We start from the raw sequence: 23,713 nt of genomic DNA on the forward strand, positions 1-23,713 counted from the left end.
GCGGAAAGTGTTCCCGGTGTCTCAGCCGACGATGATCTCGGCGGCCAGCGCCGCCGGCTCTTCGACCGACGCGTCTTCGAGGTCGGCGATGAAGTGCTCGGCGTCGAGCGCCGCGACGACGCCCGATCCTGCGGCGGTGGCGGCCTGACGGTACGTCGGGTCGATCACGTCGCCGGCGGCGAACACACCGGGAACCGAGGTGCGCGACGAGCGCCCGTCGACCCAAATCGTGCCGGCGTCGGTGAGCCGCAGCTTGTCGTGCACGAGGTGGGTGCGCGGGTCGTTGCCGATCGCGACGAACACGCCGTCGACGGCGAGCTCACGGGTCGATTCGTCGACGGTCGAGCGCAGACGCACACCGCTGACCGAGTCGCCGCCGAGGATCTCGTCGACGGTGCTGTTCCAGATGAATTCGATCTTCTCGTTGGCGAACGCCCGCTCCTGCATGATCTTCGATGCGCGCAGGGTGTCCTTGCGGTGGATGACGTACACCTTCGAGGCGAAGCGGGTGAGGAAGGTCGCCTCTTCCATGGCCGAGTCGCCACCGCCGACGACCGCGATCTCCTTCTCGCGGAAGAAGAAGCCGTCGCACGTCGCGCACCACGAGACGCCATAGCCCGACAGGCGCTCTTCGCCCTCGACCCCGAGCTTGCGGTAGGCCGAGCCGGTCGCGTAGATGATCGTCGACGCCTCGTGCACCGCACCGCTGCCCAGGATGACCTTCTTGACCGGTCCGTCGAGCTGAAGCTCGGTGACGTCGTCGTACAGCACCTCGGTGCCGAACTTCTCGGCCTGCGCCTGCAGCTTGGCCATCAGGTCGGGCCCCTGGATGCCGTCGGGGAAACCGGGGAAGTTCTCGACGTCGGTCGTGTTCATCAGCTCGCCGCCGACCTCGACGGTGCTGGCGACCAGCAGCGGCTCGAGGTTGGCGCGCGCCGCGTAGATCGCGGCGGTGAAACCGGCCGGGCCGGAGCCGATGATGATGACCTGACGCATGTGCTCTCCTAAGGCTGCGGATGTCCGGCGGGCGCGGGATGATCCGCGTCGTCTGCTTCAACCCATGGTAACCGGGTGGCATTCCCGCGCGCCGGGAGAGCCGCCGCGCAGGACGACGAGTCCGGATGCCCGATGCCGCCGCCTTCGACGGGTCTCAGCGTCGCGGCAGAATCCGCGTGACGAGCCTGCGGGCGACATCCATCTCGGGCGCACGCAGCACCAGCAGCACGAGCGCGTAGACGACGACGGCGACGAGGCCGATCACACCGGTGCCGACCGCGCCGAGCAGCTTGTCGATGAACGTCGATCCGGTCTGCCCGGCGGCCCATCCCCGGTCGGCGCCCAGCAGCAGGTAGGTGCCCCATCCGGCCAGGCCCGCGGGCACGGCGGCGATCACGAAGCGGCCGAGAGAGAGCAACGTCTGCGGCAGCTCGAGACCGCCGAGACGGTGCCGCAGGATGAGCACGGCGATCACCGTCTGCACGAGCCCGGCGATCGACTGCCCCAGGGCGACCGCGGCGGCGAGCTGGCTGAGCGGCGCGACCGCGGCGGCGAGGTACGACAAGCCGATGATCAGGCCCACCTGCACGAGGGTGAACACGAACGGGGTGCGGGTGTCGCCGAACGCGTAGAACGCGCGCTGCACGATGAACAGCAGCGACAGCGGCAGCAGACCCACGAGATAGCAGATCAGCACGGGGGCCGCGGCGACGGCATCCGCGGGGCTCTCGGTGAAGATGCGCGTGGCCGGCACCGCGGCGACGGCGAGGGCGATGCCCGAGCCGACGATGAACAGCGACACGACCCGGATGCAGCGGGCGACGTCGGAGCGCACTTCATCGCGCCGGTTCGCGTGGGCGTGCTCGGCGATCTGGGTGAAGTACGGGGTGCCGATCGAGATCGCGAAGATCGAGTACGGCAGCATGAACACCAGCCAGGCGGCCTGCATCATGAACACCGAGGGGTAGTCGCCCGACGAGTCGGTGACGACGCGGGTCTGGATGAGTCCGGCGATCTGCCCCGCGATCACCATCAGGAACGTCCAGCCGGCGAGCGTGCCCACCTGGCCGAGGCCGACGCCCTTCCACCGGAAGTCGGGGCGCAGGTGCAGACCCGTGCGACGCCAGGCGAAGAGCAGCAGCAGGGCCTGCACGGCGATGCCGAGCGTCGCGGTGCCGCCGAGCACCGCGATCATCGTCGGATCCCAGACATCCACCCGGCTCTGGTTGTCGCCGAACAGGGCGATGAACACGAGGAATCCCGCGATCGAGACGATGTTGTTCGCGACCGGGGTCCACGTGTACGGCCCGAAGACGCGCTTGGCGTTGAGTGTCTCGCCGATCAGGGCATACAGCCCGTAGAAGAAGATCTGCGGCAGGCACCAGAAGGCGAACGCGATCGCGAGGGCCATCTGCTCGGGGGTGAAGTTCGGGCCGTACAGCGCCACCAGCCAGGGCGCGGCGAGCATGGCCAGCACAGTCGCGCCGAGGAAGACGACCGTGCCCAGGGTGAACAGCTTCGAGATGTATGCCTGCCCGCCGTCGCGGTGGCTGGCGGACTTCACGATCTGCGGGATGATCACCGCGGTGAGGATGCCCGTCTGGATGATCGTGAAGACGTTGTTCGGCAGCTGGTTCGCGACACCGAAGGCGTCACCCGCCTGGCCGATCGTGCCGATCGCGGCGACCAGCACGATCGTGCGGATCAGGCCGGTGACGCGGGAGATCAGCGTCCCCGCCCCGAGGATGGCGCTGGCGCGGCCGAGACTTGTCACTGCTCTCCTTCTGCGGGCCCGGTCGGCCCCTGAGCCTGCTGCAGGGCATCCGCTCTGCGGCGACGAGCCATCCGCAGGCTGCCGACGATCAGCAGCAGCACGATCACTGCACCGAGGATGCCGAGGCCGATGCCCTCCCAGTCGGCGCGCAGCGTGACGTCGGCGACCTCGGGCTGCCCGATCGGCACCCCCGTGGGGCTGTTGAGCCGGAAGGTCACGTCGACGCGGCCGCTCGCGACGCGAGCCTCGATCGGAACGTCGACGCGGGTCGAGCTCGAGGCGAGCGCCGTCACCTCGGTCGCCGGCTGGATGTCGAGACGGTTGTCTGAGGGGGTGCTGTACAGCGTGACGGTGACCGGCCAGGGCAGGTCGTTGCGCACCCAGACCGGAAGAGGTGCGGCCGAGGTGAACAGCTGCACGGGCTTCGGCTTGACCACGGTCACCGAGGCGAGGGTGGTGTTCACGCGTTTCGTGTGAGCGGCGACCTGCTCGGCGAACTCCTCGTCGGTGAGGCCGACCCCGATCACCCGCAGCGTGCGGATGCGATCCGGGACGAGCAGCACGGCCGGCTCGTCGAGGATCGTCGCGAAGGCGGTGAGCCGGTCGGCGGCGGCCAGCATGCTGTTCAGCTCTGCCACCCGCGCACCGGCGGTCGTCTCGGTGAGGGAGACGGATGCCGGATCGCCGGCGCGCAGTGTGCTGAGCGTCGCTCCCGGGCTGGCGAACGCGACGAGGGCCGTGCGCAGCGCCTCCGGCGAGCGGGTCTCGGATCGCTCGAGCGCGACCGCGGTGAGGGCGCTGCGCTGCCGGGCGAAGAAGAGGTGCCCGGCGACTGCGGCCATCCCGGCATCCGCCGCGGCCGGATCGGTCTGCTCGACGGCGGCCGACAGGCGGGCGGACGCCGCCGCGTCGGTGATCAGCAGGTCACGCGCGTCGACCGCGCTGTGCACGGCCGCCCCGTCGCCCTGCACCGAGGTGGAGGGGAGGATCGTGGTGACCTTGTCGCCGAGGTAGGCGCCGAAGGCGGCGAGATCCTGCTCGGTCACCGACGGGCGCGGCCAGAGGATGCCGCCCTGCGCACCGCGCACGGCCGTCAGCTCACTGCTGTCGGGCAGTTCGGGCTCGGCGGTGGGGACGGGCGTGGGGGTGGGATTCGAGGTCGGCTCGAGCTTCGGATCCACGGCGGGGAAGTCGGCGGGGTCGAGAAGCGGGGTGAGATCGGGCGTGCCGAGCAGCTCGGAGCGCCCGCTCTGAGACTGCACCGTGGCATCCGCATCGCCGAACTGCAGGGTGAACATGTCGTTCGGCAGCGCCTCGAAGCGCTCCAGCCACTGGCCGGCGCTGACGGGAGCGCGGTCGCCGAGCACGCGGATCGATGCGGGGATCGCCGGGTCGATCGCCAGGATCGCACCGGTGCCGGCGACGGCGTCGATCAGCTCGGCGAGGGAGCCGCCCTCGGCGGTGAGGGTGCTCAGCTCGTCGGCCGTGAGCAGGGCGCCGTTCTCGGGTGTCGCGGTGACCGGCACGATCACCGCCGTGCGGGCGTCGGAGGGCGCGGGAACGACGAGCACCGATCCGGTGGTGACGCTCAACGGCACGGTCTTGCCTGCTGCATCAGTGGTGGTCGCCCCGGTGAGCCGGGCCCGGAGCGGGTAGACGCCGGGAGCGAGCTCGCCCAGCGCGGCGGGCTCGACCGTCAGATCGACCGTCTCATCAGACCCGTCGGCGACCGCAGGCGAGCTCTCGACGGCCAGGGTGCGGAACGCACCGCCGAGGGTGTCGCCGTCGAGCCACGCGTCGAGCGCGGCGCCGTCGGAGAGGGGGGTGGTGCTCAGCTCGACGCTGAGGCTGCCGGGGGTGAGGTCGCTGTCGGTGGGGTTCTCGATCGTCACGCTGCCGAGCAGCGGGGCGCCGAGCGCGGCCTCACCGGTGTCGCCGACCGAGAGGAACATCTCGACGCTCGCCTTGGCCGGCTGCTCGGCATCCGCGTCGTCGGCGACCGCCGCCGGTGCGGCGGTCAGGCCGAGAGAACCGACGACGAGCGCCGCGGCGAGGCGGCTCAGCAGCCGCCGCGCGCGCGGGCGTCGGCCTTCGCGGAGTGTCGAGATCATGAGTGCGGGTCGCCGGATGCCAGCACCGACGACGCCCCCGATTCTAGGGCGCGCAACGCGGGGAACCCTGAAGGCGCGTAGAGTGACCGCCGTGCCTGATCGCGCTCAGCCCCGCCCCGACGCCGCTCTGACACGGGCGCTCGCCGCCGATCTCGACGCCGCCGACTTCCGTTCCGAGCCGCTGCGGTCGCTGTGGGGTGACGAGGCCGACGACGCGCTCGGTCGCGGACTGCGCGAGCCGATCCTGCGCGCACTCCGGTCGCGCGACGACGTGCTCGCCACCCTGGGCCGGCTGTGGGTGCTCGGGATGCCGCAGCCGCAGGCCGCCGTCGAACGGGCGCTGCCGGGCGTCGGGGTCGACGGCGTGGTCGCGCTGGGTCTCGCCCGCGTGCAGGGAGCGAGCGTGCATCCGGCGGCGCTGATCCGGCCGCAGTCGTTCGTCGACGCCGACGGGGTCGGCGAGTGGTGGATCGCCAGCGACCTCGACGAGGTCGCTCTCGGCTCGGCGCTGCCCGCCGATCACGTGCTGGGTGTCGGTGGCGCATCGCGCACCCTCGCTGAGCTGGTGATCCCCGTGCCCGTGGGTCGCGCGCTCGACCTGGGCACCGGATGCGGCATCCAGGCGCTGCTCGTGTCGCGGCATGCGGCCGTGGTGGTGGCGTCCGACATCTCGGCGCGCGCCCTCGCCTACGCCGAGCTGAACGCGCAGCTGAACGGCGTGCACAACATCGAGTTCCGCCTGGGCAGTCTCTTCGAGCCCGTCGCGGGGGAGGCGTTCGACCTGATCGTGTCGAACCCGCCGTTCGTGATCACCCCGCGGGCCACCGGCGTGCCCGCGTACGAGTACCGCGACGGCGGCCTGGTGGGCGACGCCCTGGTCGAGGAGTTCCTGCGGCGCGCGCCGGCGCATCTCGCGCCGGGCGGCATCGCGCAGCTACTCGGCAACTGGGAGTCGCGGGCCGGCGCGCGCGGCCTCGACCGCGTGCGCTCGTGGGTGGGCGCCGATCTCGACGCATGGGTGATCCAGCGTGAGGAGCTCACCCCGCTCGGATACGCCGAACTGTGGATCCGCGACGGCGGCACCCTGCCGCGCGATGCCGAGTTCACGCGGCTGCTCGCCGCGTGGCTCGACGACTTCGCCGAGCGCGGCGTGACCGCGGTCGGCTTCGGGTACATCCTGCTGCGTCGTGCGATGCCGGATGCCGAGGTGCTGCGCCGCTTCGAGACCATCCCGCAGCCCGTGTCGAACCTCGGCCGTGCGCTCGGTGCGGGCCTCGCTGCGCACGACGCGCTGGCCGCGGGCATCCCGGACCGCCTCGTGGTCGCGCCCGACGTGACCGAGGCGCGGCACCACATGCCCGGTGAAGACGACCCGAGCGTCATCGAGCTGCGTCAGGGCGGCGGCTTCGGGCGCACGATCGGCGTCGACAGCGCGCTCGCCGGGTTCGTCGGCGCGTGTGACGGCGAACTGACCGTCGGGCAGATCGTCGCCGCGCTCGCCGACCTGTTCGACGTGCCGCTCGCCGACCTGTGGGCCGACATCGAACCGCGCATCCGTCGCCTGGTGCTCGACGGCCTGCTGCTGCCCGCTGCGGAATAGCATCCGCCTTTCATGCGTTTGCATACGACATGAAGGCATTCGGCTTCCTCTCCTTCGGGCACTACGCAGACGTGCCCGGCTCTTTGACCCGCACCGCCGGCGACATGCTGCGCCAGACCATCGAGCTCGCCGAGGGTGCCGATGAGATCGGCGTCAACGGCGCGTACGTGCGGGTGCACCACTGGGCGCGCCAGGCCGCCTCTCCCATGCCACTGCTGTCGGCGATGGCCGCGCGCACGACGCGCATCGAGGTCGGCACCGGCGTGATCGACATGCGCTACGAGAACCCGTTCCAATTCGCCGAGGAGGCCGCCGCGCTCGACCTGATCGCCGACGGCCGCATCGCGCTCGGGGTGAGCCGGGGGTCACCCGAGACGGCGCTGCGCGGCTACGAGACCTTCGGCTTCCACGACGAGGCCGACACCGAGCGCGGCAGCGTGATGGCACGCGAGAAGTTCGACCTCTTCCTCCGCGCGATCGACGGGGAGCGCGTCGCTCCCGGCGACCCGCGCATGGTCGGCGAGGGTCACTACCTGGCCATCGAGCCGCAGTCGCCCACCCTGCGCGACCACATCTGGTGGGGTGCCGGATCGCGGGCGACGGCTGAGACCACGGGGCGCATGGGCCTGAACATGATGAGCTCGACCCTGCTCACCGAGGCGACCGGCCAGCCGTTCCATGAGCTGCAGCGCGAGCAGATCGACCTGTTCCGCGCCGCGTACAAAGACGCGGGCCACACCGGCGCCCCACGCGTCTCGGTGAGCCGCAGCGTGTTCCCGCTGGTCAGCGACCGCGACCGCGCCTACTTCGGACTGCGCTCGCGTGAGAACAGCGACCAGGTCGGCATCATCGACGGCTATCGCTCGACCTTCGGCAAGACCTACGCGGCCGAGCCCGACGAGCTGATCGAGCAGCTGAAGGCCGACGAGGCCGTGATGGCGGCGGACACGCTCATGCTGACGATCCCGAACCAATTGGGAGTCGCTTATTGTGTACATATCTTGGAGTCGTTCGCGAAGTATGTTGCGCCGGAGCTTGGCTGGAAGCCGAACACGGAAGGACCCGTCGAGGGATACGCGATCTGAGCCCGTTTGCCCTCAAACGGTTGGCATGTGCGTCCCTGGAGGGCCACGCGCTGAGATCGCAGCCTGTGAACGCGGAGGGCACAAAGAAGGCCGTGTGATCAGCTCTGCCCCCGGGTTCGCGACCTCGACGTGGGGCGCCCGGTCATCGTGTCGGATACCCCTGGATAGACTCGGGTCCGTGGACAGTACAGCGATGTGGGCGGCGGCGTGAGCGCGAGCGCGCCGAAGGGGAAAAATAGCAGTTTGGCGGCTGCAAAGAAGGCGAAGGCGGACGAGTTCTACACTCAGCTGACCGACATCGAGCGAGAGCTTCGCCACTACAAGAAGCACTTCAAAGGCAAAACTGTCTATCTGAACTGCGACGACCCCCGGGTGAGCAACTTCTTCCATTACTTCAGCTACAACTTCGAAACGCTCGGCCTCAAGAAGCTCATCGCGGCTTGCTACAAAAGTCAGGCAGTCGATTCCTTCAGCGAGAACTCCGATAGCCAGGCCATCTATCTCGTCTATGAAGGAGACAAGAACGGCAGCGGCGTGCCCGATCTAGACGAGATCGGAGTCAGTCAGTTCAGGGAAGACGGCGACTTCAGGAGCGAGGAGAGCATCGAGCTTCTCAAAGAAGCTGACATCGTGGTCTCAAACCCTCCGTTCTCTCTCTTCCGCGAGTACGTCGCTCAGCTCATGGAGTACGACAAGAAGTTCATCATCCTCGGCAACCAGAACACGCTCACGACGAAGGACATCTTTGAGCTGGTGCGGGCGAACAAGCTCTGGCTCGGCTACAACAACGGGGACATGTCTTTCAAAGTTCCCGCCCACTATCCTCCCCGGGACACTCGATTCTGGATCGATGAGGACGGCCAGAAGTGGCGCAGCTTTGGCACGATGTGCTGGCTCACCAACCTGGACATCGCGAAACGCCATGAGGATCTGATCGTGTGGAAGAGCTACGATCCCAAGGTTTACCCGTCCTACGACAACTTCGATGGGATCGAGGTTGCAAAGACTGCCGACATTCCAGCGGACTACGACGGTGTGATGGGTGTGCCGGTCGGCTTTCTCACGAAGCACAATCCCGATCAGTTCGAGATTGTCGGCATTACGAAGACCTGGGCGAAGCTTGCTACCAAGAAGTACCCGACGCAGACGCAGGTCAGCTCGACGGGCAGGCGCAGCCAGGTCGGCAAGCTGAACGATGGTGCCGTGCTGGAGGTCGCCACTCCGCCTGCCCGCAAGACCCACTACATCGTGGATGGCAAGACCTACATTCAGACCTATCCCCGCATTCTCATCCGCCGTAGGAGCAAGGACGCTTCATGAAGATCACCCCCATCGAACTGACCCTCCGCGAGCTTGCCGAAGGCTATCTGGACAATGCTGAAGGTGGAGTGGTCGCCTTCGATGGGAATCTGGATATCCGGCCTCCCTACCAGCGCGAGTTCGTCTACAACGAGAAGCAGCGGCGCGCGGTGGTCGAAACTGCTTCCAAGGGCTTCCCGCTGAACGTGATGTATTGGGCAGTGCAGGAGGACGGTACCTTCGAGGTCATCGACGGCCAGCAGCGAACGATCTCCCTCTGCCAGTACGTGGATGGCGAGTTCGCCATGCCGCTCTTCGGGAAGCCCGAACAGCGCTACTTCAACAACTTGCAGGTGGATGAGAAGCAGAGGCTCCTCGACTATAAGATCACCATCTACCTCTGCGAAGGCGAGCCGAGCGAAAAGCTCGACTGGTTCAAGATCATCAACACTGCCGGCGAGAAGCTGACCAACCAGGAGCTGCTGAACGCGATCTACAGCGGCCCCTGGGTATCGAGCGCCAAGCAGTACTTCTCCAAGACCAACTGCCCCGCCTACCAGCTCGGCAGCGCCTATATGAGCGGCGTACCGATCCGCCAGGACTACCTGGAGGATGTGATCCAGTGGATCAATGACGGCGATGTGGAAGGCTACATGGGCCTCCACAAGGACGACCCCAACGCGAGCAAGCTCTGGATCTACTTCCAGACTGTCATCGAGTGGGTCAAGGCCACCTTCCCCCACTACCGCAGCAACATGAAGGGCGTGAAGTGGGGCCCGCTCTACAACCGCTTCAAGGATGAGATCATCGACGCGGACGCACTGGAGGCGCGCGTCAGTGATCTGATTCTCGATGACGAGATCCAGCGCAAGTCTGGAATCTTCGCGTATGTGCTGGACGGCGATGAGCGCCACCTGAACCTGAGATCCTTCTCGGAGAAGCAGAAGCGCGAGGCCTACGAGCGCCAGAAGGGCGTTTGCCCAGTCTGCAAGAAGCACTTCACCTTCGAGGAGATGGCGGGCGATCACATCGTGCCCTGGAGCAAGGGCGGCAAGACAGTCGCGGAGAACTGCCAGATGCTCTGCGCCTTCGACAACGGCAGCAAGGGCAACCGCTGAGGCCAGCCATGGACGATCTTGAAGAGCAGCGGCGGAAGCGCCGGGAGCGGGACGAGCTGCTGAGCACGCCGAACTGCTCCGAGTGCCTACACCGGATGGAGCCTGCGCTCATCGGTACCGATGCGGTCTGGCGATGCCCGAACTGTGGCCATGTCCAGGAGGATGGCTGACAGCACGAAGAAGGCCGGGAACCGTCAGCAGGTTCCCGGCTTTCTGTTGTGTCGCACACCAGCTCAAGCAGCCTGCTCCCACTCAAGATCCCGAGCCTCGATCAGCCCGGAGATCAGCACCGAGGCCGTGCCTCGCGTGAGCGTGCCGAAGGCCATCCAGAGGGAAGCGTGGCTCATCTTCAGCAGCTCGGAGAGCAGCCGGATCTGTTCTGCAGTTGCTGGCCTCTGGTAGCCATCCTCAGCGTGCTCATCCATGCTCGCTCGCTGGGCATCGATCCTTTCGAGCTCGTGCTCAATCGCGTTGAGGTCAAGCATGGGAGGAGTCCCTCGTGGGGTAGAAGTGTGGGTGGCCGTAGTCGCGGCAAAGAAGGGCCTCCCGCGCCAGCTCATTTTGTGTGGGTCCGGTCGATGACGAGGCGTTTCGTTTCGCCATCTCTATCGCTTCAAGCGTTAGGCGGATTGCGGTTGACTGTTCGCTCGTGTCAATTACAGTCAAGTCAATGTCCTCGATGTGGACTGTGATGCCCGACTCAGTTATGTCTTCGAGGAGACTGAGGGCATGACCGGGTCGCCGGTTGATCGCGCTCAACGTGGGAAATGTCAGCGTGGTCATGCCATCTTCTCCTCTGCTTGTTCCGCCTTCTCCTTGTCTGCCGCGCGCTTGGCGGCTTCGAGCTTTCGAACGGCTTCCTGCTCTTCCTTCTGTTGGGCTCTGACTGTGCGCCTCAGTTCGGGATCCCGCTCGATGCGCTCTTCGTCGCTACCCTGTTCGATTGCCTTCGCCACAGTGGCGCGTGCCACTCCGTATATCTTCGCGATCTGGCTCTTGGACAGCCCCGCCGCGAATGCCTTCGCCGCCTCCGTCTTCTGTCGCTTCGTGAGCGCTGGCTTCCTGCCGATGTGCTTCCCGTCAGCCTTCATCTGTGCGAGCCTGCGTCGGGTTCGATCAGCGATGAACTCTCGCTCAAGCTCAGCCACCATCGAGAGCACGAGGAAGAGGGTTCGCCCCTCGAAGGTGCTGGGATCGTGGATCGTGCCACCGATGCCGAGCTTCACCTTCTTCTGCTCCAGGAGTCTGCCGACCTCTCCCAGCTCCTCCATGTCCCTGCCAAGGCGGTCAAGCTTCACCACATGAAGCTCATCGCCTTCCCGAAGCTCTGCGAGAACCCGTTCCAGCGCCTCGCGCTTCTGCTTGCGGCTGCTGATGATCTCGTGCTCGATGTAGCTTCGATCCACGCCGAAGCTCTCCACCTGGGCGATCTGGTCTTCGAGGTCCTGTTTGGCTGTACTTACTCTGGCGTAGCCATATTTGGTCATGGTCGTGCCTCCTCCGTCGGTTGTTGACACGGCCAAATATCAAAGCGACTTGTCAGCCGTTTCTTTCACCCCTCAGCCATGCTGTGCTCCGTTCTGAGCCGCTACTACTGAGACTCATCCTGACCGTGTGAGCCGATCGGTAGATGACATGCTGAAAGCAGTAGAACCCGTTATCGAACTTTGGATCGTGGTCCCGTGGTGTCGCACACCAGTGGGACACTGAGGCGGCTTCGCCCGACTGTATGATCTGGCTAGTCGAGTTGAGAGAGCGGGCTGCGGTGAAGTACAACGACGAGGAATCCATCAAGAAGGAGCTGGGAATCGACTCCTGGCGGAACCTCTCCCGAGACAAGATAGTGCGGTTCGCGGCGATGATGCCGGACATGGACACCGAGGTAGCGCTCAAGATCATCGAGCAGTTCCCGGCCTTCAAGGAGTTCGCTGAAGAAGTCGTGGACACGATGGAGAAGGCCCATGTCTCGACGCTCGATGCGAACACTCAGAGTCAGGATCAGGTTCACCTCGCCTATCAGGAGATCCGCGCCATCCTCAAGGGACAGCTGGAGAAGGACGACCTGAGCTGGGAGGAGAGAAAGTTCCTCATTGAACAGATCCAGGACACCGGACGGCAGCAATTCCAGAAGGACACTGAGAACAAGAGCTTCCTCGACACCCTCTTCGGCAAGGTCGTGGTCGGTGCAGGCGTAGTGGTCGCCGGAGCCCTTGTCTTCGTAGGAGCCAAGGTCATCGCCGAGAACGGCCCGGACGGAATCCTCGACGCCTGAGCCCAAGGGAAGAGCCTCGATCCGAGCGCGGAACGCTGCCCGCTGGTGTCGCTCGCCGGACCACTAGCCCTGAAGCCGCCGGAGCATGTTGGCGAGAAGGATGACAGAGTCTGCCGCGATCCCGGCCTCGGTACGAGTCGCGGTCTCCCGGCGATGCTTCACCGCCTGTGCCAGTTCCACAGCAGCCCGAGCAAGCTTCCGAAGGTGGGAACTCTCGGGACCAGGCAGCTCAACCTCGATGTAGCGGTCGAACCGAGCCTTCGTTCTTGCCACCGAAGGCTCCTCCTCACCAGCCGAGCCGTGTCTGTCATGGTCGTAGACCACTGCCGACAGGGCTTCGAGCACAGCGATGCAGTCGTTGCCGATGTTGGAATAGTCCTGCTGGGTCGAGGCCATGTTGAAATGCCGCCGCATCTCAGAGATTTCTTCGTCTACCCGCGGCCAGCCTACGACCGGATGGGGAGATATCCCAGAGGCAAGAGTCCATTCGAGAGTTGCCGCTTCACGGCGTTCGAGCTGTTCGTGGAGCGGATCGAAGAGGCCGTTGAGGATGTCTCGGCGGGCCTGCCAGCTGCCGTAGCCATCGTTTCTGAGCCAGTAGCTGCGGAAGCCCTCGAAGTCTCGAAACGGCAAGCTGAAATCCGAGATGCCGAGGCGCTGAAGTACCCGTGTGAGCGTCGTGGCCATAAGAGCTGAGTCATCCCTCGATAGGGATGAGCCGGAGGTTCCGTACAGCTCGAACTCGCTGTGGACGAAATGGGCCAACGCCGCCGCCAGCTCGACATCCGACGTCTCGCCCAGCGGTCCGCTCGCCGCCTGCTGGAGGAGCGGTTCGTTGAGCTGTGGAGTCGCAGCTGAACCCCACGGGTCGGTATCGGAACTCCGGTTGTAGAAGTCATCTGCCCTCACACCCATCGAGCGTACCGATACACACAGACACCCGTCCCACGCCAGGTGGCCACCACGGCGGCGGCGCCGGCGATGCCCGACATCAGTGCTATGGCTACGATGCCAAGTAAACCGAACGAGACGAAACGAGCCGACCATTGGCGTTGACACACCACCTCAAGAGCAAGCTCTCTCCGGTTCGTCCGTTTCTGGCTAACATCGCTCCTCAGCTCGCCCTCGCCGGAAGTCGGGGAAACATCGGCAGGGAGGCAGCACGCGAGCTTCGGTTCAACTCGCTGACCGCTCATCAGCTGGCGGTTTCTATCCCACGCGAAGTCGAGGACAAGCGCAGCCACGGAGCGCCCGTCGGAACAGCGTTCGACTACCGCGCAAGGATGATGCTCGGCGGCTTCGCACTCGAGGAGACCGTGGCAGTTGCTGGCCTCGAATACTTCAGCCGGAGCACCACCGGCATCAGCCGCGGGAAGCACATGGCCAGAATGCTGACAGAGGGCCTGGCGCTTGCGGATGCAGAGGGAAACATCAGTGATCCAGAAGCGCTCGACCGCTTGGCTGTTGTTCTGGCGTGGTGCGAGAGCTTTTATCGCGCTGGCGTCCCCACGGTCGTCCGTGGTTCCCTGGGCAGACAGCTGCGCAAGGCGAAGAGCGCCGAGATGCTCTTGGAATCCATCGATCCGATGATGCTGAAGGATCTTGCCGCGCTCAGGGCTGGATCTATCGATCAGATCGACGCATGGATTCAAGCGATCACAAGCGGGCTTCGGTTCGAGCCGAATCCTGTCTTCACTGGGAGCGGACTGGTCGGTGGTGCCGATGGAGATTGGATTCTCGGCGATACGCTGATCGACTGCAAATCCACTGAAACGCTCACGAACCCCTGGATCAGGGATACCCTCTTCCAGCTACTCGGGTACGCGCTACTCGATCTCGATGATTCACTTGCCATCCGACAGATCGGGATCTGGCTTCCCCGCCGTCAGGCGCTCCAGACCTGGAGTCTCGATGAAGTGCTGGGTGAACCGGCCGACACAGCCCTACCCCGGTTGCGCTCGGATTTCGAGAGCACCATACAGGCCTGGAATGAGGAGCGCCTAGCCGCGTCGCGAGCCCGGCGAGAAGCCATGGCGAAATGGCGCGAAGAGTTCGTCGCTGAGATGCGGCGCCGAGAGGAAGCCGAGCTCGCCCGCGAAGAAGAGCGGAAAGCCAAGCGCAGAGAGGCGGACCGTAAACGACGCGAGGCGAAGAAGGCTCAAGGCCAATCCGCCTAGTTCAGACGAACGAAGGTCCTCGATCCAACTTCGGATCGTGGACCTGGGTGTCGCACACCAGCTCATGGGTAGGTGATTTCAAGAAGCTCAGCGGCAGTGAGTTCGAGACAGGTCGAGGCCATCTGGCCAGGGGTTCCGGGCTGATCCCCCGGCAGGTTGTAGTAGACAGCGAAGCGGCGAGGATTCCGGAGCATCCGCCCCGGCTCCCGGTGGTCCCGCACCAGCTTGGAGAGCCGGACTCCAGCGACCGGCCCTCCAGCGGATTCCCGGGCGATAGCCTCGGCTCGATCCATGATGGCTGTATTGCCCATGCTTGTTCCTCCTGTTGTGTCGCACACCTCTCAGGGAAGAGAGATCTGCCCCGCCCACTCCTGCCTGAAGCTGTAGTGGCTTTGAGTTGATTCCTTTTGGCTCCCGATCAGCCAGTAGCGGGACTCGCCTCGCGGTGCTTCGGTCAGGCTGTAGAGCCGGTTGCGGATGATGATTGGTTCGAGAGGTTCAGTGATGTTCTCCATGGCGTCCTCCTCAGTAGCTGATCCGCGCTTCGCGCATGAAGTCATTGAGGCTGACCAGATCCCGAAGGCACTCGTAGAGTTCGGGATGGCTGTTCTTGAAGTAGGGCTGCTTGAAGAGCCAGAGGCAGTAGCTCCGATCCTCGGCGACCTCTTCAAGAAGGTGGCCTCGGTGCTTTCCAAAGGGGAAGGTTCCAGCGGGTGCGTTTACGATTTCCATTGGTCATGAGTTCCTTGCTTCCTCCCGCCTCAGCGGGGTTGGGGGTGAATGGTGGGTAGGTCTATTCCGCGCGCCATCGCACGCGCTGCTTGTCTTCGTCGTAGTAGGCAATCATCGGACGCCGCTTCTTCTTGTTCTCGCGTTGGAGGCTCGTGATGAACTCGAACCGCTCCAGCTTGCGTGCGCGAAACTTCATCTTCTGAGTGAAGTAGCGCCCATCGGGGAACCCCTCGAAGCGGTAGATGTCTTCACCCGTATCGATGTAGACCTGCCGTCTGAATGTCCAGGCAGCCTTCTTCTTGTACTTCCACCAGATCGAGACATACTCACGCCTGTTGAAGGTCCAGGGGCGGCTGACTTCGAAGTTGCCCTTCCAATAAGGCTCCCGCGCATCGAGGATCCAGATCATGCCCGCGTAGAAGCTTTCGCGCTCACGGATCTGCTCAGGGTTGATCGGAGAATGCTGAACCTCGCAGATCAGCCCGTTGTTCAGCACCATGTCAGCCCTGTGGCGTCCGAGCACAATCTCCCGGCGTTCGACAGGAACTACGCTCTGCCAATCGAGATGCCAGGGTGTAGTGCCCTCGTGCCAAGGATCACAGTCTTCTGTTGAAGCGTGCGCCCAGTGCCAACTCACAATCGACCCGCACTTAGCGATCAGGTCGCTCCCACAGATAGGGCAGATGTCCTTGGCTCCGGGTGTGGGCGTGGTTCTACTTGATCCGTATAGCATGTCCGTTCTCCTAACAGCCGACAGGCTGAATACTCAATAGGCCAGCTCTTCGGTGTAGCCGAAGAACTCTTCTAGCTCGTCCTCGTTATCGACTCCGGGCACGAATGAGGGTCGAGCCGCAGGCGTCCTCGCAAGATCCTCTTTCTTGTCCGTGTCGTCCTCGTCTGTGGCCGTGCGGAAACGGATGCCTTTGACCCAGAACCGAGCCTTCGCCGCATCTTCGGCAGTAGAGAGATTGCCGGGGGGATCGGCGAGCGGATGGCTGCTGGAAGGCCCGGTAGTGGTCGAGTGGACGGGTGTGAGCTTGCCGTCAACGCGAGGCACCTTCACTCGCTGCTTGTACTCGGCCTTGGCCTCCAGGAAGAGCGCGTGGGATTCCAGGGCCGCAGTGAACTTCTGCTTCGACCCTGGTTCCCGACCGGACTCCTTCATGCTCATCTTGAAGGTCTCATAGAGGTCCGAGAGGAGAACGAAACGCTCTTCGTCCTTCACGATGTAGTCAGTCCACCAGTACCCGATTTTGTCCTGCTGGTAGCGCCACTCCTTCTGCGCGTCGATCATTGCCTGAGGCACAGGCGGCTCTTGCTTGTTCGCTGCAAACCACTTGACGGCTCCCTCTACAGCCCAAGCCATCGCGGCCTTCAGGATTTCCGGGTTCTGGTTCGCCTTGTTGAGCGCTGGGTTCCTGAGCCGCGTGCTGGCCGGTGCTGTGGCGGGGTCGTAGTTCTCTGGCCGCACATACTTGTTGGGCATCGAGAAGACCTTGAGTCTTCGCCAGGTTCCCTCATCCAGGGCGGTGATTCGCGGCAGTTCGTTGGTGGTGATGAAGTTCGTGGTGATGACCTTGAATGTCTCCTCATCCTTGAACTTCTGCGCTCCGCGCATCTTGTCGGTTCCTGTGATCTTCTTCACGGCTTTGTCATCGAGGTGCTGGCCCTCACCCGTCTCTTCGAAGAGGTTGAGCCGCACGCCCTTGAAGCCGCTCCGTGAGAAGGAGTCATTGCCGCTGAGCATGTCGGAATCCAGGGTTTCGCTGTAGTCGCCCAGCATGTCGACCACCGTGTCAAGGAAGGTGCTCTTGCCGTTGGCTCCGCCGCCGACGAAGAAGTAGACAGAGGGGTCGGAGGGCTGGTAGCCCGTGAGGCCCTGGCCCACGATCACTTGTAGGTATTCCAGGGTGGACGGTTCGAAGGCGGTGAGAATCTCGTCCCAGAGGTCAGACTTGGCTCCCGGTTCGTATGCCACGCCAGCGCGCTTGGTGAAGTAGTCCTCTGGCGTAGCTGCTCTCAGCTCACCTGTGGAGAGGTCCACAACACCGCCCGGCGTGAGCAGCAGATCCGGATTAGCGTCGAAGATGTCAGAGGTTCTGGTGTTCCCACCGAAGAAGGTCTGTGCTGCACTGCTGGCAGATGCCTTACCTCGATACCTGTCGGCGCGGGCGATGAGCCGGCCTTCCGTCTTCTGCTGTTCCTTGTACTCGTCGCTGTCAGTGCCACTGGCCTCCTCAACCTTCGCAAGGCGCTCGTTGCTCTGTCGCAACAGCTCGGGGAAGATCTCGTCGGTGATCCACACCTGAATCGCAGTGGATACCTCCTCGCCGTTGATCTCGCCCCAGGTTCCCCGGGACGCATCGAAAGCCGAGCGGGTTTTTTCACGCCATTCACGGATTGCCATGTATCGATGACCTTGCGCGTCAGCGAAGCCACGAGCGACACCGATGTCGGTGAAGAAGTCGCCGGTGAGATAGGGCACTTCGTAGGCAAGAGCGTCCTCGTTCTGCTCTTCATCCAGCGCCTTGCTCCGCTTGCGAGAGCCGGTGAAAGTGAGTGATGGCGTGAAGATCTCATGCGCCTCGATTCCAGAGAGGAAACCGGCCTCAGCTTGGCGCTGAGCGCAGCCTGGCTTGCAGCCCTCCCTGTGGCCGGAGGCAATCGCTGCCTGGATCACCTCGGGGAGGAAATCGTGCTCGAAGTCCGGGCCGACTACCTTTCCGATGCTTCTGGAAATGCTGAAGATCTTGCTGTGGCGCCCATCGCCGCTCCCGAGGGATGCCATCTCGCTCAGCATGGTCTCAACAGAGTTCCGCTGCTTCTCACTGAGCTTGGCCTCAGGATACAGATCAGGGTTTGCCTTGCGCTCAGCCTGACGCTGGGCGTACTCCTCGATGCGGCGCTGCCGCTCAGCTTCCGCCTCCGCTTCTTCGCGCGCCTTATCCTCAACGGTCTTGAGCATCTTCTTGGATCGAAGCAACTCGCTCAGCCACTCGGGGATTTCGGCAACGGGAGCATCATCAATGACCTCGTAGGCGACACGGCGCGACTTGTCCAGCTCCAGCATGGGATCGCCGTCTTTATCAAGAACGGGCGCACCGTTCTCATCGAGCACGGGAACCTTCGGCCAAGCGACGGAACCTGGGCCGACAACATAGCCGCCAGTGCCGCGAGTGTCGATCGCTGAGGCGAGATCGCCAGAGGCGGTTTTCAGCCAGGTTCCCTCAGGTGCCTTGAAGTAGTAGTGGTATCCGCCGGATGTGGTGGCCACCGTCAGGGTCTTGGGCTGAGTGGCTCCCTGCTCTTCAAGGATGGCCTCCCACTGTTCGACTCCGTCTACTAGCTCGCCATCCTTGGCCTGGTGGTTGCGGTCCACATCGATCACAAGAAGGCCGGAAGCTGAGCAGTCAACTCCATAGCCGGTAGCGCTCTTGGGAAGAGCCTTGGGGTAGTTTCGCCAGCTCTTGACTCCACTTGCGAGCTTGGGATTCTTGTCGAGAGCGACAGGGAAAACGGTAGCGCCCGCGAGAGCGGGATGAACGATAGCAGCCATTTCGGCATCTCCTGATTTTGGATCTGATTGCCCGACCGTGCGACGGGGCAAAGTCCCATATCAAAACGGCCGAACAGCAGTCAGAGGATCGAGCTACCCATAAGAAAAGCCCTCGGATTGTGAAGAGGATCCGAGGCCAGGAGGCCAACTCATTCACAATCCGAGGGCTGAAGCGTTGGGCACGACTCCAAGCTCCCCGAGAAGGTAAGACTCTTATATCAATACGGGAGCATCTGGCTTGCGTGAGTGCTCAAGCGCTCCTGAGTTGAGGAGGACACCACTTAGGGCACCGGAGGACACCACTTCTGAAAAAGTGGTGTCCTCCCAGAGGCCCGATCTCATACGCCCTGTAGCCTGTTGGGTCGCCTGAGGACACCAAGACACCGCTTTGGCAGCAACTGCTCCAATGTAGGAGAAAAGCGATTCCCCTTCTCTCCTTTTTCCTCTCGCGTAAAACTTCAGAAAAAGTGGTGTCTTGGTGTCCTCAGTGAGAAAAAACAGCTAGAGCCCCGATATCTGCGCGGTTCTAGGAGGACACCACTTTTTGGCGAGTGGTGTCCTCCGGTGTCCAAGTGGTGTCCTCGCTCCAGCCCGTATCCTCAGTCGTGGTGTCGCACACAAGCAGCAGAGAACCCCTCCCGACACAGGACTGCCCGCCCCAGCCTGTAGATAGGAGAGGCGGGCAGGTTGTGCGTTGGACTGTCGAAAGTGTCTCAGAACGCAGGAGCTGGTGAGTCAAAGGGGAATCTTCGTGAGCCCCAGCTCTTCGATTGCTGGATCGAGCCTGCCCGTGTCCTTGAGCCTCTCCCGGTCAGGCACCTCGCCATCGATCTCCCAGTTCTCCAGCCTCGTATGGCAGACCATCCAGCCTCTACCCTTAGAGCGCTTGTCCATACAGAGAGCGATCGCATCCCGCCTGCTCATGGCGAAAAGTGCTCTAGGGGGCCTGGTGGATAGGGGGCCGTAGGCGAGGAAGATCACGGAGAGCCGTCCGCTGTCCTCCAGCCACTCCTCATAGGCCGCATCCTCTTCTGGAGTGTTCTCCCGAGCGATCATGCTGATGCCTCCTGCATGAGTGAACGGACCCGGCTGCGAAAGCCACCGGCTTTCAGCCCACGCGCCCGCTCGTAGGAACCGGGGTCAACTTCCCTGAGTCGTGAATCAACGGCTGCTGGCGTCGAAGGATTCCCCGCGAGACTGAACCGCATCCAGTAGGTGTCTTCCTGTGCCAGGGATTCGAGTACATCTGGCGGTGTCATCAGATTTGCAGCCACGCTCTGGCGAACATCGGCACTTGGATCTTCGGCAAGCTGACGGAGCACACTCTCAGGTGTGCTCCAGTTGAGAGCAACCCTAGATCTGATCTCCAGATCCCGACTGCTGGCGTAGTCAGCCAAACGCTCCGGGCCTCGCTCGTCCTGTACTTCGACCTCCAGCTCCCTGTTTCGGTAGCACTGGCGTAGGCGCTCCTGCTCAGCGTAGAACGGCTGCATATTCACACTCATCTTGTTCTCCTCCAGGTGAAGATCCGCCCGTCTGAGCGGTTCTGCTGTTCTTCTACCGAGATTCCGAGTGAGTGTGCGCGCACCAACAAAAAGATGGGCCGGTGCCGAAGCACCAGCCCATCTGCCGCAGAACTACCCGCTCCTCAGCGAGTGAGGAAATCCTGAGCGTAGGTAGTAGCCGTGAGATCGATGGCGTTGATCTTCTTGGCTACATCCTTTCCAGCCTTGGAGATATTGCCGTTCTTGCCGAAGAGGTCGCCGCCGAAGAAGACGAAGAGAGCAGCGAGCACGGCCATGGCGGCGAAGGTCAGGAAGCCAGCGAACTGACGCTTCCAGAGTAGGACGACAGCCACGACGGCGATGATGCCGACGAGTACGGGGCCGATCCAATCGCTGATTGCCGAATCAACGAGGTTGCCGAGCGCAACGGGGATGAGTTGGTGCATGGTGATTCCTCCAGATGAGTGCTGTCCCTGCTGGGACGCGACTCATATCGAGGCGGTAGCTGCGCCTCTGAGGCTGTCTCACCTCCAGATCGTCGGGATGTGCGCCTCCTGCCCGTGAGCGTCTTAGATCGCAGGATCTGGCGAGTCAGGGGCGATCGCTGCCTGTTCCGCGCTGCGCTGTGCCCTCATCGCGCCTCTACGAGAGTTCGGTGCAGTTGGAACACGATCCTGCTGATTTCTCGATATGACATCTCATCGCCAACCACGGCGGGATCACAGGAGGTAGACCCATGGCAAACCCAATCGCAATCAGGACCGCAAAGAAGATCGCAGAAGAGGCGGCAGGCCGGAGCGTGAGCTACGACCGGGTATGGATCGAGAAGGGGATGAACGCTCATCTCAACGGCTACGAGGTTCGCTTCACCCTGCCCCGCACTGATGGATTCTTCATCTGCGACGAAACGCTCGATCTCACAGCGGAGGAGTTCGCAGACTACGAGGCCTGGCAGGAAGCTCGCTGACATCCACAACACGAACCCCGGCACCTACCATCAGGTGCCGGGGTTCTTTGCTGTCGGCAGGCTACTCCGCCTGTTCCCTCGCTCGCTTCGCTGCGAGGAAAGCGTCGTAGCCGCTCAGCCCCGGCTTCCTCCTCGGCGCTGGCACGACAACTTCAGGCTGCACGAGCATCTTGGCCCGCCGTCGAGCTTCCATCTCGGCAGCGTGCTGTGCTGCCTTCTCTCGCTGGGTGAGTGGTTCTAGCACATGCTCAACCTTGCCGCGCTCCACGATCTCATCGATCGCCTGCTGTGTCTCCACTTTCTTCCTCCATGCTCTCGCCTCGGTGGGCGTCATCCGTGTTCCGTCCGCCCAGAAGGTCTGGGATCGCTCTGCAGTCCTGATGGCGTAGCCGCCTCGAATCAGCGGGGCTATTGTCTGGGGCCGCTTATGGATGGCAACTTCGCCGCCTCCAGCCTCAGCAATACCGAGCGGTGTGCTGTGCTCGTTGTACCAACAGGCCCGCTCAGCTATGCAGGGCATCCATCTACTGGTTCTGCTGGAGTAGTGCAGTCTGTGATCTGTCATGGTTCCCCCCATCTGCCTGGGATCCATATCAGTTCGGTGCAGTTAGAACACTCGGTGAGCGTGTGCGGTTGTGTCGCACACCTCGCGCGCGAGGCCGGCAACAATCGCCAGGAAAACAGGATCCATGTATCGTCATGCGCGCTGGACGGTATCAGGCAAAGGTTGCAGCCTTGGGGCTGAGACGCCCGCCAGAGCATCGAGGGGACCGACGCTCTAGGCTGCGCGCTCAGACTGCGATTTCGGCATGTCCTGAAGGCACGAGAAAGCCCCCGGCCGATGGGGTGGCCGGGGGCTTTCCTGTTGGCACTGATCAGGCCTGGATGCTCATGGTTGAGCAAGAACCGCTGCCGTAGGAATCCAGTGAAGCGGAGCTGTCGTAGCGGTAGATGACTTCGCCGTCCGCGAGGACCTGAGTCTCAACGGTGAAGCTGCCGAGCGGCAGATCGCTGATGGTGATCTCCTGACCGACAGCCCTGGCATCGTGGGCGGTCATGGTGGGAGCACCTGCGCCCCGGACTGTAGTGCGAATCTCATCCAGCTCGGGGAACTCGCTGGCATCCCAGCTCAAGATGAGCTGCGCCGTGCCGAGCTGGCTGTTGGGATCCAGGCGGCAAGTGAGGTTCGGCGCAAGCGTAGGATCCTCGGCAGCCTGCTGAGTGGATTCCTCCTCGCTGCAATCCTTCCCGCCGTGGAGCGTCTGGAGCAGCCTCTCCTCATCAGTCCTGGCCTCGATGCAGAAGCTTCCAGCAGACTGGCCGCCGAGAGCGGGTGCGGGGATGAGCGAGTTGGGGCCGCCGAAGATGAGCATGGCGAGGCCGATGCAGATGAAGTAGGCGCCCGTGCTGAGCCTCTCCCGCTTGGTGCTCTTCGCCTTTGCGATTTCTTGAGTGTTCTTGTCCATGATGATCTCCTCCAAGGTCAATCAGGTTGAGAAGCCATATCAATATGCAAGTGCGAGCGCAGTTAGGTAGATGTTGGCGGCATGAGAGAAGCCCCCGGAGCTGGAGGCATCCGGGGGCTTTGTGCGTTTTCAGATCAGGGGTTCATGGTGAAGGTGCTGGAAGTAGCCGGTTCTTCGAGTTTCAGAGTTGCGCCCTTGCCGTAGGGATCTACCCTCCAACCCGTCGCGTCGCTTCCCTTGAGCTTGATCTTCTGGTTGGAGGGAGCGTAGCGGAGGGTGTAGGACTCGCCCGAGAAATGGGCGTTTATGCGTATTGGCGCTATTACCGTTGCTGAATCCACCTCTTCTCCGCGAAAAATCGGGTGATCACTTGGGATCCATTGCCCGCATTTGATGACCGCAACAGTCTCGTGTTCCACGTTTCCAAAGCGCATGCGGCCACATTGTCCTCCACTCTCGAAGACATCGACGGGTTCTCTACTCTCGTCGATGGCAAAGAAATCGATCACCTGCGCCATCCCATATGCATCTGGTATCGGAACATCGATCTGGAATGACACCATTACTGCAGTATGAGTTGCGGTCGGAGGCAATGTCGTGGGTGGCTGCGGGGTGGGCGGCTGGGTAGTAGGCGGCTCGCTCGGCTCAGGGGACGCGACGGCTTGACTCCCTGCGTAGCCCACATTGCTGTCAGTGTCAGAGGCTTTGATCAGGAACTCGCCATCACCGGGTGCGGCTGATGCGCCGCCAGCCATCAGGGGTAGGGCGAGTGCGAGAGCTGCTGCGCCTGCGATACCGATCCACAGTCCGCGCCTGGGCGGCTTGCTGTTGGTGAGCTGGGTCTCTTGAGTCTTGATTCTCATAGTGATCTTCCTCCATTTGTCGAGATCGAGATCCCATATCAATACGCAAGTGCGAGCGCAGTTAGGTAGATGCTCACGGCAAAGAAGGAGGGCCACAGCCGCTAGGTCGGCTATGGCCCTCTTGATCTGGAGGAGATCATTCTTCACAACACCAAGGAATCCGAGAGTAGAGATCAGCACCCTCGGCGGATG

General features: G+C 63.2%; 24 protein-coding genes and 1 pseudogene. 7 read left to right on the plus strand and 18 right to left on the minus strand.

The genetic code is table 11. The features are described from left to right. Positions 1 to 21: 21 nt before the first annotated feature. The 3 genes from trxB to ACWIDW_RS04815 form a co-directional block, all read right to left on the minus strand. On the minus strand, positions 22 to 996 hold the full coding sequence (gene trxB, locus ACWIDW_RS04805) for a thioredoxin-disulfide reductase (protein ID WP_454123406.1): 975 nt from the start codon (positions 994 to 996) through the stop codon (positions 22 to 24). Between the two features lie 154 nt (positions 997 to 1,150). Then, positions 1,151 to 2,770: a murein biosynthesis integral membrane protein MurJ gene (gene murJ, locus ACWIDW_RS04810; protein WP_454123408.1), complete on the minus strand. Its 1,620-nt coding sequence runs from the start codon at positions 2,768 to 2,770 to the stop codon at positions 1,151 to 1,153. Beyond that, positions 2,767 to 4,881 (minus strand): DUF6049 family protein, encoded by a 2,115-nt coding sequence (locus ACWIDW_RS04815; protein ID WP_454123409.1) that lies wholly within the window; start codon positions 4,879 to 4,881, stop codon positions 2,767 to 2,769. Before ACWIDW_RS04815 ends, murJ begins: the two co-directional genes overlap by 4 nt. An 82-nt stretch (positions 4,882 to 4,963) precedes the next feature. Between ACWIDW_RS04815 and ACWIDW_RS04820 the strand changes: the two genes are divergently transcribed. From ACWIDW_RS04820 to ACWIDW_RS04835, 4 genes are all read left to right on the plus strand, one after another. Further along, a complete protein-coding gene (locus ACWIDW_RS04820) occupies positions 4,964 to 6,481 on the plus strand; it encodes a class I SAM-dependent methyltransferase (RefSeq protein ID WP_454123411.1) in 1,518 nt (505 codons plus the stop codon). Between the two features lie 29 nt (positions 6,482 to 6,510). Further along, on the plus strand, positions 6,511 to 7,566 hold the full coding sequence (locus ACWIDW_RS04825) for an LLM class flavin-dependent oxidoreductase (RefSeq protein ID WP_454123413.1): 1,056 nt from the start codon (positions 6,511 to 6,513) through the stop codon (positions 7,564 to 7,566). Between the two features lie 207 nt (positions 7,567 to 7,773). After that, the gene (locus ACWIDW_RS04830) at positions 7,774 to 8,886 is read left to right on the plus strand and encodes an adenine-specific methyltransferase EcoRI family protein (protein ID WP_454123414.1); all 1,113 of its coding nucleotides are present in this window, start codon (positions 7,774 to 7,776) and stop codon (positions 8,884 to 8,886) included. Then, entirely contained in the window at positions 8,883 to 9,983 is a 1,101-nt protein-coding gene (locus ACWIDW_RS04835; protein WP_454123415.1) for an HNH endonuclease family protein, read from the plus strand. Before ACWIDW_RS04830 ends, ACWIDW_RS04835 begins: the two co-directional genes overlap by 4 nt. 233 nt (positions 9,984 to 10,216) lie before the next feature. On the opposite strand, the gene ACWIDW_RS04840 is transcribed toward ACWIDW_RS04835, so the two are convergent. From ACWIDW_RS04840 to ACWIDW_RS04850, 3 genes are read right to left on the minus strand one after another with little or no spacing between them, the layout of a single operon-like run. Beyond that, complete coding sequence (locus ACWIDW_RS04840; protein ID WP_454123417.1) at positions 10,217 to 10,468, minus strand: hypothetical protein; 252 nt, start codon at positions 10,466 to 10,468, stop codon at positions 10,217 to 10,219. After that, complete coding sequence (locus ACWIDW_RS04845; protein ID WP_454123418.1) at positions 10,461 to 10,766, minus strand: hypothetical protein; 306 nt, start codon at positions 10,764 to 10,766, stop codon at positions 10,461 to 10,463. Before ACWIDW_RS04845 ends, ACWIDW_RS04840 begins: the two co-directional genes overlap by 8 nt. Then, the gene (locus ACWIDW_RS04850) at positions 10,763 to 11,470 is read right to left on the minus strand and encodes a recombinase family protein (protein WP_454123420.1); all 708 of its coding nucleotides are present in this window, start codon (positions 11,468 to 11,470) and stop codon (positions 10,763 to 10,765) included. Before ACWIDW_RS04850 ends, ACWIDW_RS04845 begins: the two co-directional genes overlap by 4 nt. Before the next feature lie 278 nt (positions 11,471 to 11,748). Here ACWIDW_RS04850 and ACWIDW_RS04855 point away from each other — a divergent pair, with 278 nt between their 5' ends. Then, positions 11,749 to 12,255 (plus strand): hypothetical protein, encoded by a 507-nt coding sequence (locus tag ACWIDW_RS04855; RefSeq protein WP_454123422.1) that lies wholly within the window; start codon positions 11,749 to 11,751, stop codon positions 12,253 to 12,255. 63 nt (positions 12,256 to 12,318) lie between these two features. Here ACWIDW_RS04855 and ACWIDW_RS04860 read toward each other — a convergent pair whose 3' ends face one another. Next, positions 12,319 to 13,164, minus strand: coding sequence for a hypothetical protein (locus ACWIDW_RS04860; protein ID WP_454123423.1), 846 nt, complete (start codon positions 13,162 to 13,164; stop codon positions 12,319 to 12,321). Between the two features lie 137 nt (positions 13,165 to 13,301). Between ACWIDW_RS04860 and ACWIDW_RS04865 the strand changes: the two genes are divergently transcribed. Then, the gene (locus ACWIDW_RS04865; protein WP_454123425.1) at positions 13,302 to 14,432 is read left to right on the plus strand and encodes a hypothetical protein; all 1,131 of its coding nucleotides are present in this window, start codon (positions 13,302 to 13,304) and stop codon (positions 14,430 to 14,432) included. A gap of 341 nt (positions 14,433 to 14,773) precedes the next feature. Here the strand turns inward: ACWIDW_RS04865 and ACWIDW_RS04870 are convergent, their stop codons facing one another. From ACWIDW_RS04870 to ACWIDW_RS04905, 8 genes and pseudogenes are all read right to left on the minus strand, one after another. Next, a complete protein-coding gene (locus ACWIDW_RS04870; protein ID WP_454123427.1) occupies positions 14,774 to 14,947 on the minus strand; it encodes a hypothetical protein in 174 nt (57 codons plus the stop codon). A gap of 10 nt (positions 14,948 to 14,957) precedes the next feature. Next, on the minus strand, positions 14,958 to 15,164 hold the full coding sequence (locus tag ACWIDW_RS04875; protein ID WP_454123429.1) for a hypothetical protein: 207 nt from the start codon (positions 15,162 to 15,164) through the stop codon (positions 14,958 to 14,960). Between the two features lie 61 nt (positions 15,165 to 15,225). Then, complete coding sequence (locus ACWIDW_RS04880; protein WP_454124522.1) at positions 15,226 to 15,663, minus strand: hypothetical protein; 438 nt, start codon at positions 15,661 to 15,663, stop codon at positions 15,226 to 15,228. Between the two features lie 108 nt (positions 15,664 to 15,771). Next, positions 15,772 to 15,897 (minus strand): annotated as a pseudogene (locus ACWIDW_RS04885) (competence protein CoiA family protein); the annotation flags it as partial. A gap of 33 nt (positions 15,898 to 15,930) precedes the next feature. After that, positions 15,931 to 18,720: a phage/plasmid primase, P4 family gene (locus ACWIDW_RS04890; RefSeq protein ID WP_454123430.1), complete on the minus strand. Its 2,790-nt coding sequence runs from the start codon at positions 18,718 to 18,720 to the stop codon at positions 15,931 to 15,933. A 735-nt stretch (positions 18,721 to 19,455) separates the two neighbouring features. After that, on the minus strand, positions 19,456 to 19,776 hold the full coding sequence (locus ACWIDW_RS04895) for a hypothetical protein (RefSeq protein ID WP_454123432.1): 321 nt from the start codon (positions 19,774 to 19,776) through the stop codon (positions 19,456 to 19,458). Next, a complete protein-coding gene (locus ACWIDW_RS04900; protein WP_454123434.1) occupies positions 19,773 to 20,225 on the minus strand; it encodes a hypothetical protein in 453 nt (150 codons plus the stop codon). Before ACWIDW_RS04900 ends, ACWIDW_RS04895 begins: the two co-directional genes overlap by 4 nt. A gap of 143 nt (positions 20,226 to 20,368) precedes the next feature. Continuing rightward, the gene (locus ACWIDW_RS04905; RefSeq protein WP_454123436.1) at positions 20,369 to 20,671 is read right to left on the minus strand and encodes a hypothetical protein; all 303 of its coding nucleotides are present in this window, start codon (positions 20,669 to 20,671) and stop codon (positions 20,369 to 20,371) included. A gap of 290 nt (positions 20,672 to 20,961) precedes the next feature. Between ACWIDW_RS04905 and ACWIDW_RS04910 the strand changes: the two genes are divergently transcribed. Next, on the plus strand, positions 20,962 to 21,192 hold the full coding sequence (locus ACWIDW_RS04910; protein WP_454123438.1) for a hypothetical protein: 231 nt from the start codon (positions 20,962 to 20,964) through the stop codon (positions 21,190 to 21,192). A gap of 61 nt (positions 21,193 to 21,253) precedes the next feature. Here the strand turns inward: ACWIDW_RS04910 and ACWIDW_RS04915 are convergent, their stop codons facing one another. The 3 genes from ACWIDW_RS04915 to ACWIDW_RS04925 form a co-directional block, all read right to left on the minus strand. Next, positions 21,254 to 21,757 (minus strand): hypothetical protein, encoded by a 504-nt coding sequence (locus ACWIDW_RS04915; protein ID WP_454123440.1) that lies wholly within the window; start codon positions 21,755 to 21,757, stop codon positions 21,254 to 21,256. 310 nt (positions 21,758 to 22,067) lie between these two features. Next, positions 22,068 to 22,658, minus strand: a complete 591-nt coding sequence (locus ACWIDW_RS04920; RefSeq protein ID WP_454123442.1) for a hypothetical protein — start codon at positions 22,656 to 22,658, stop codon at positions 22,068 to 22,070. Between the two features lie 134 nt (positions 22,659 to 22,792). Continuing rightward, a complete protein-coding gene (locus tag ACWIDW_RS04925; RefSeq protein ID WP_454123443.1) occupies positions 22,793 to 23,701 on the minus strand; it encodes a hypothetical protein in 909 nt (302 codons plus the stop codon). Positions 23,702 to 23,713: the final 12 nt, after the last annotated feature.

It is taken from the genome of Microbacterium sp. NPDC055312 (assembly GCF_053645675.1).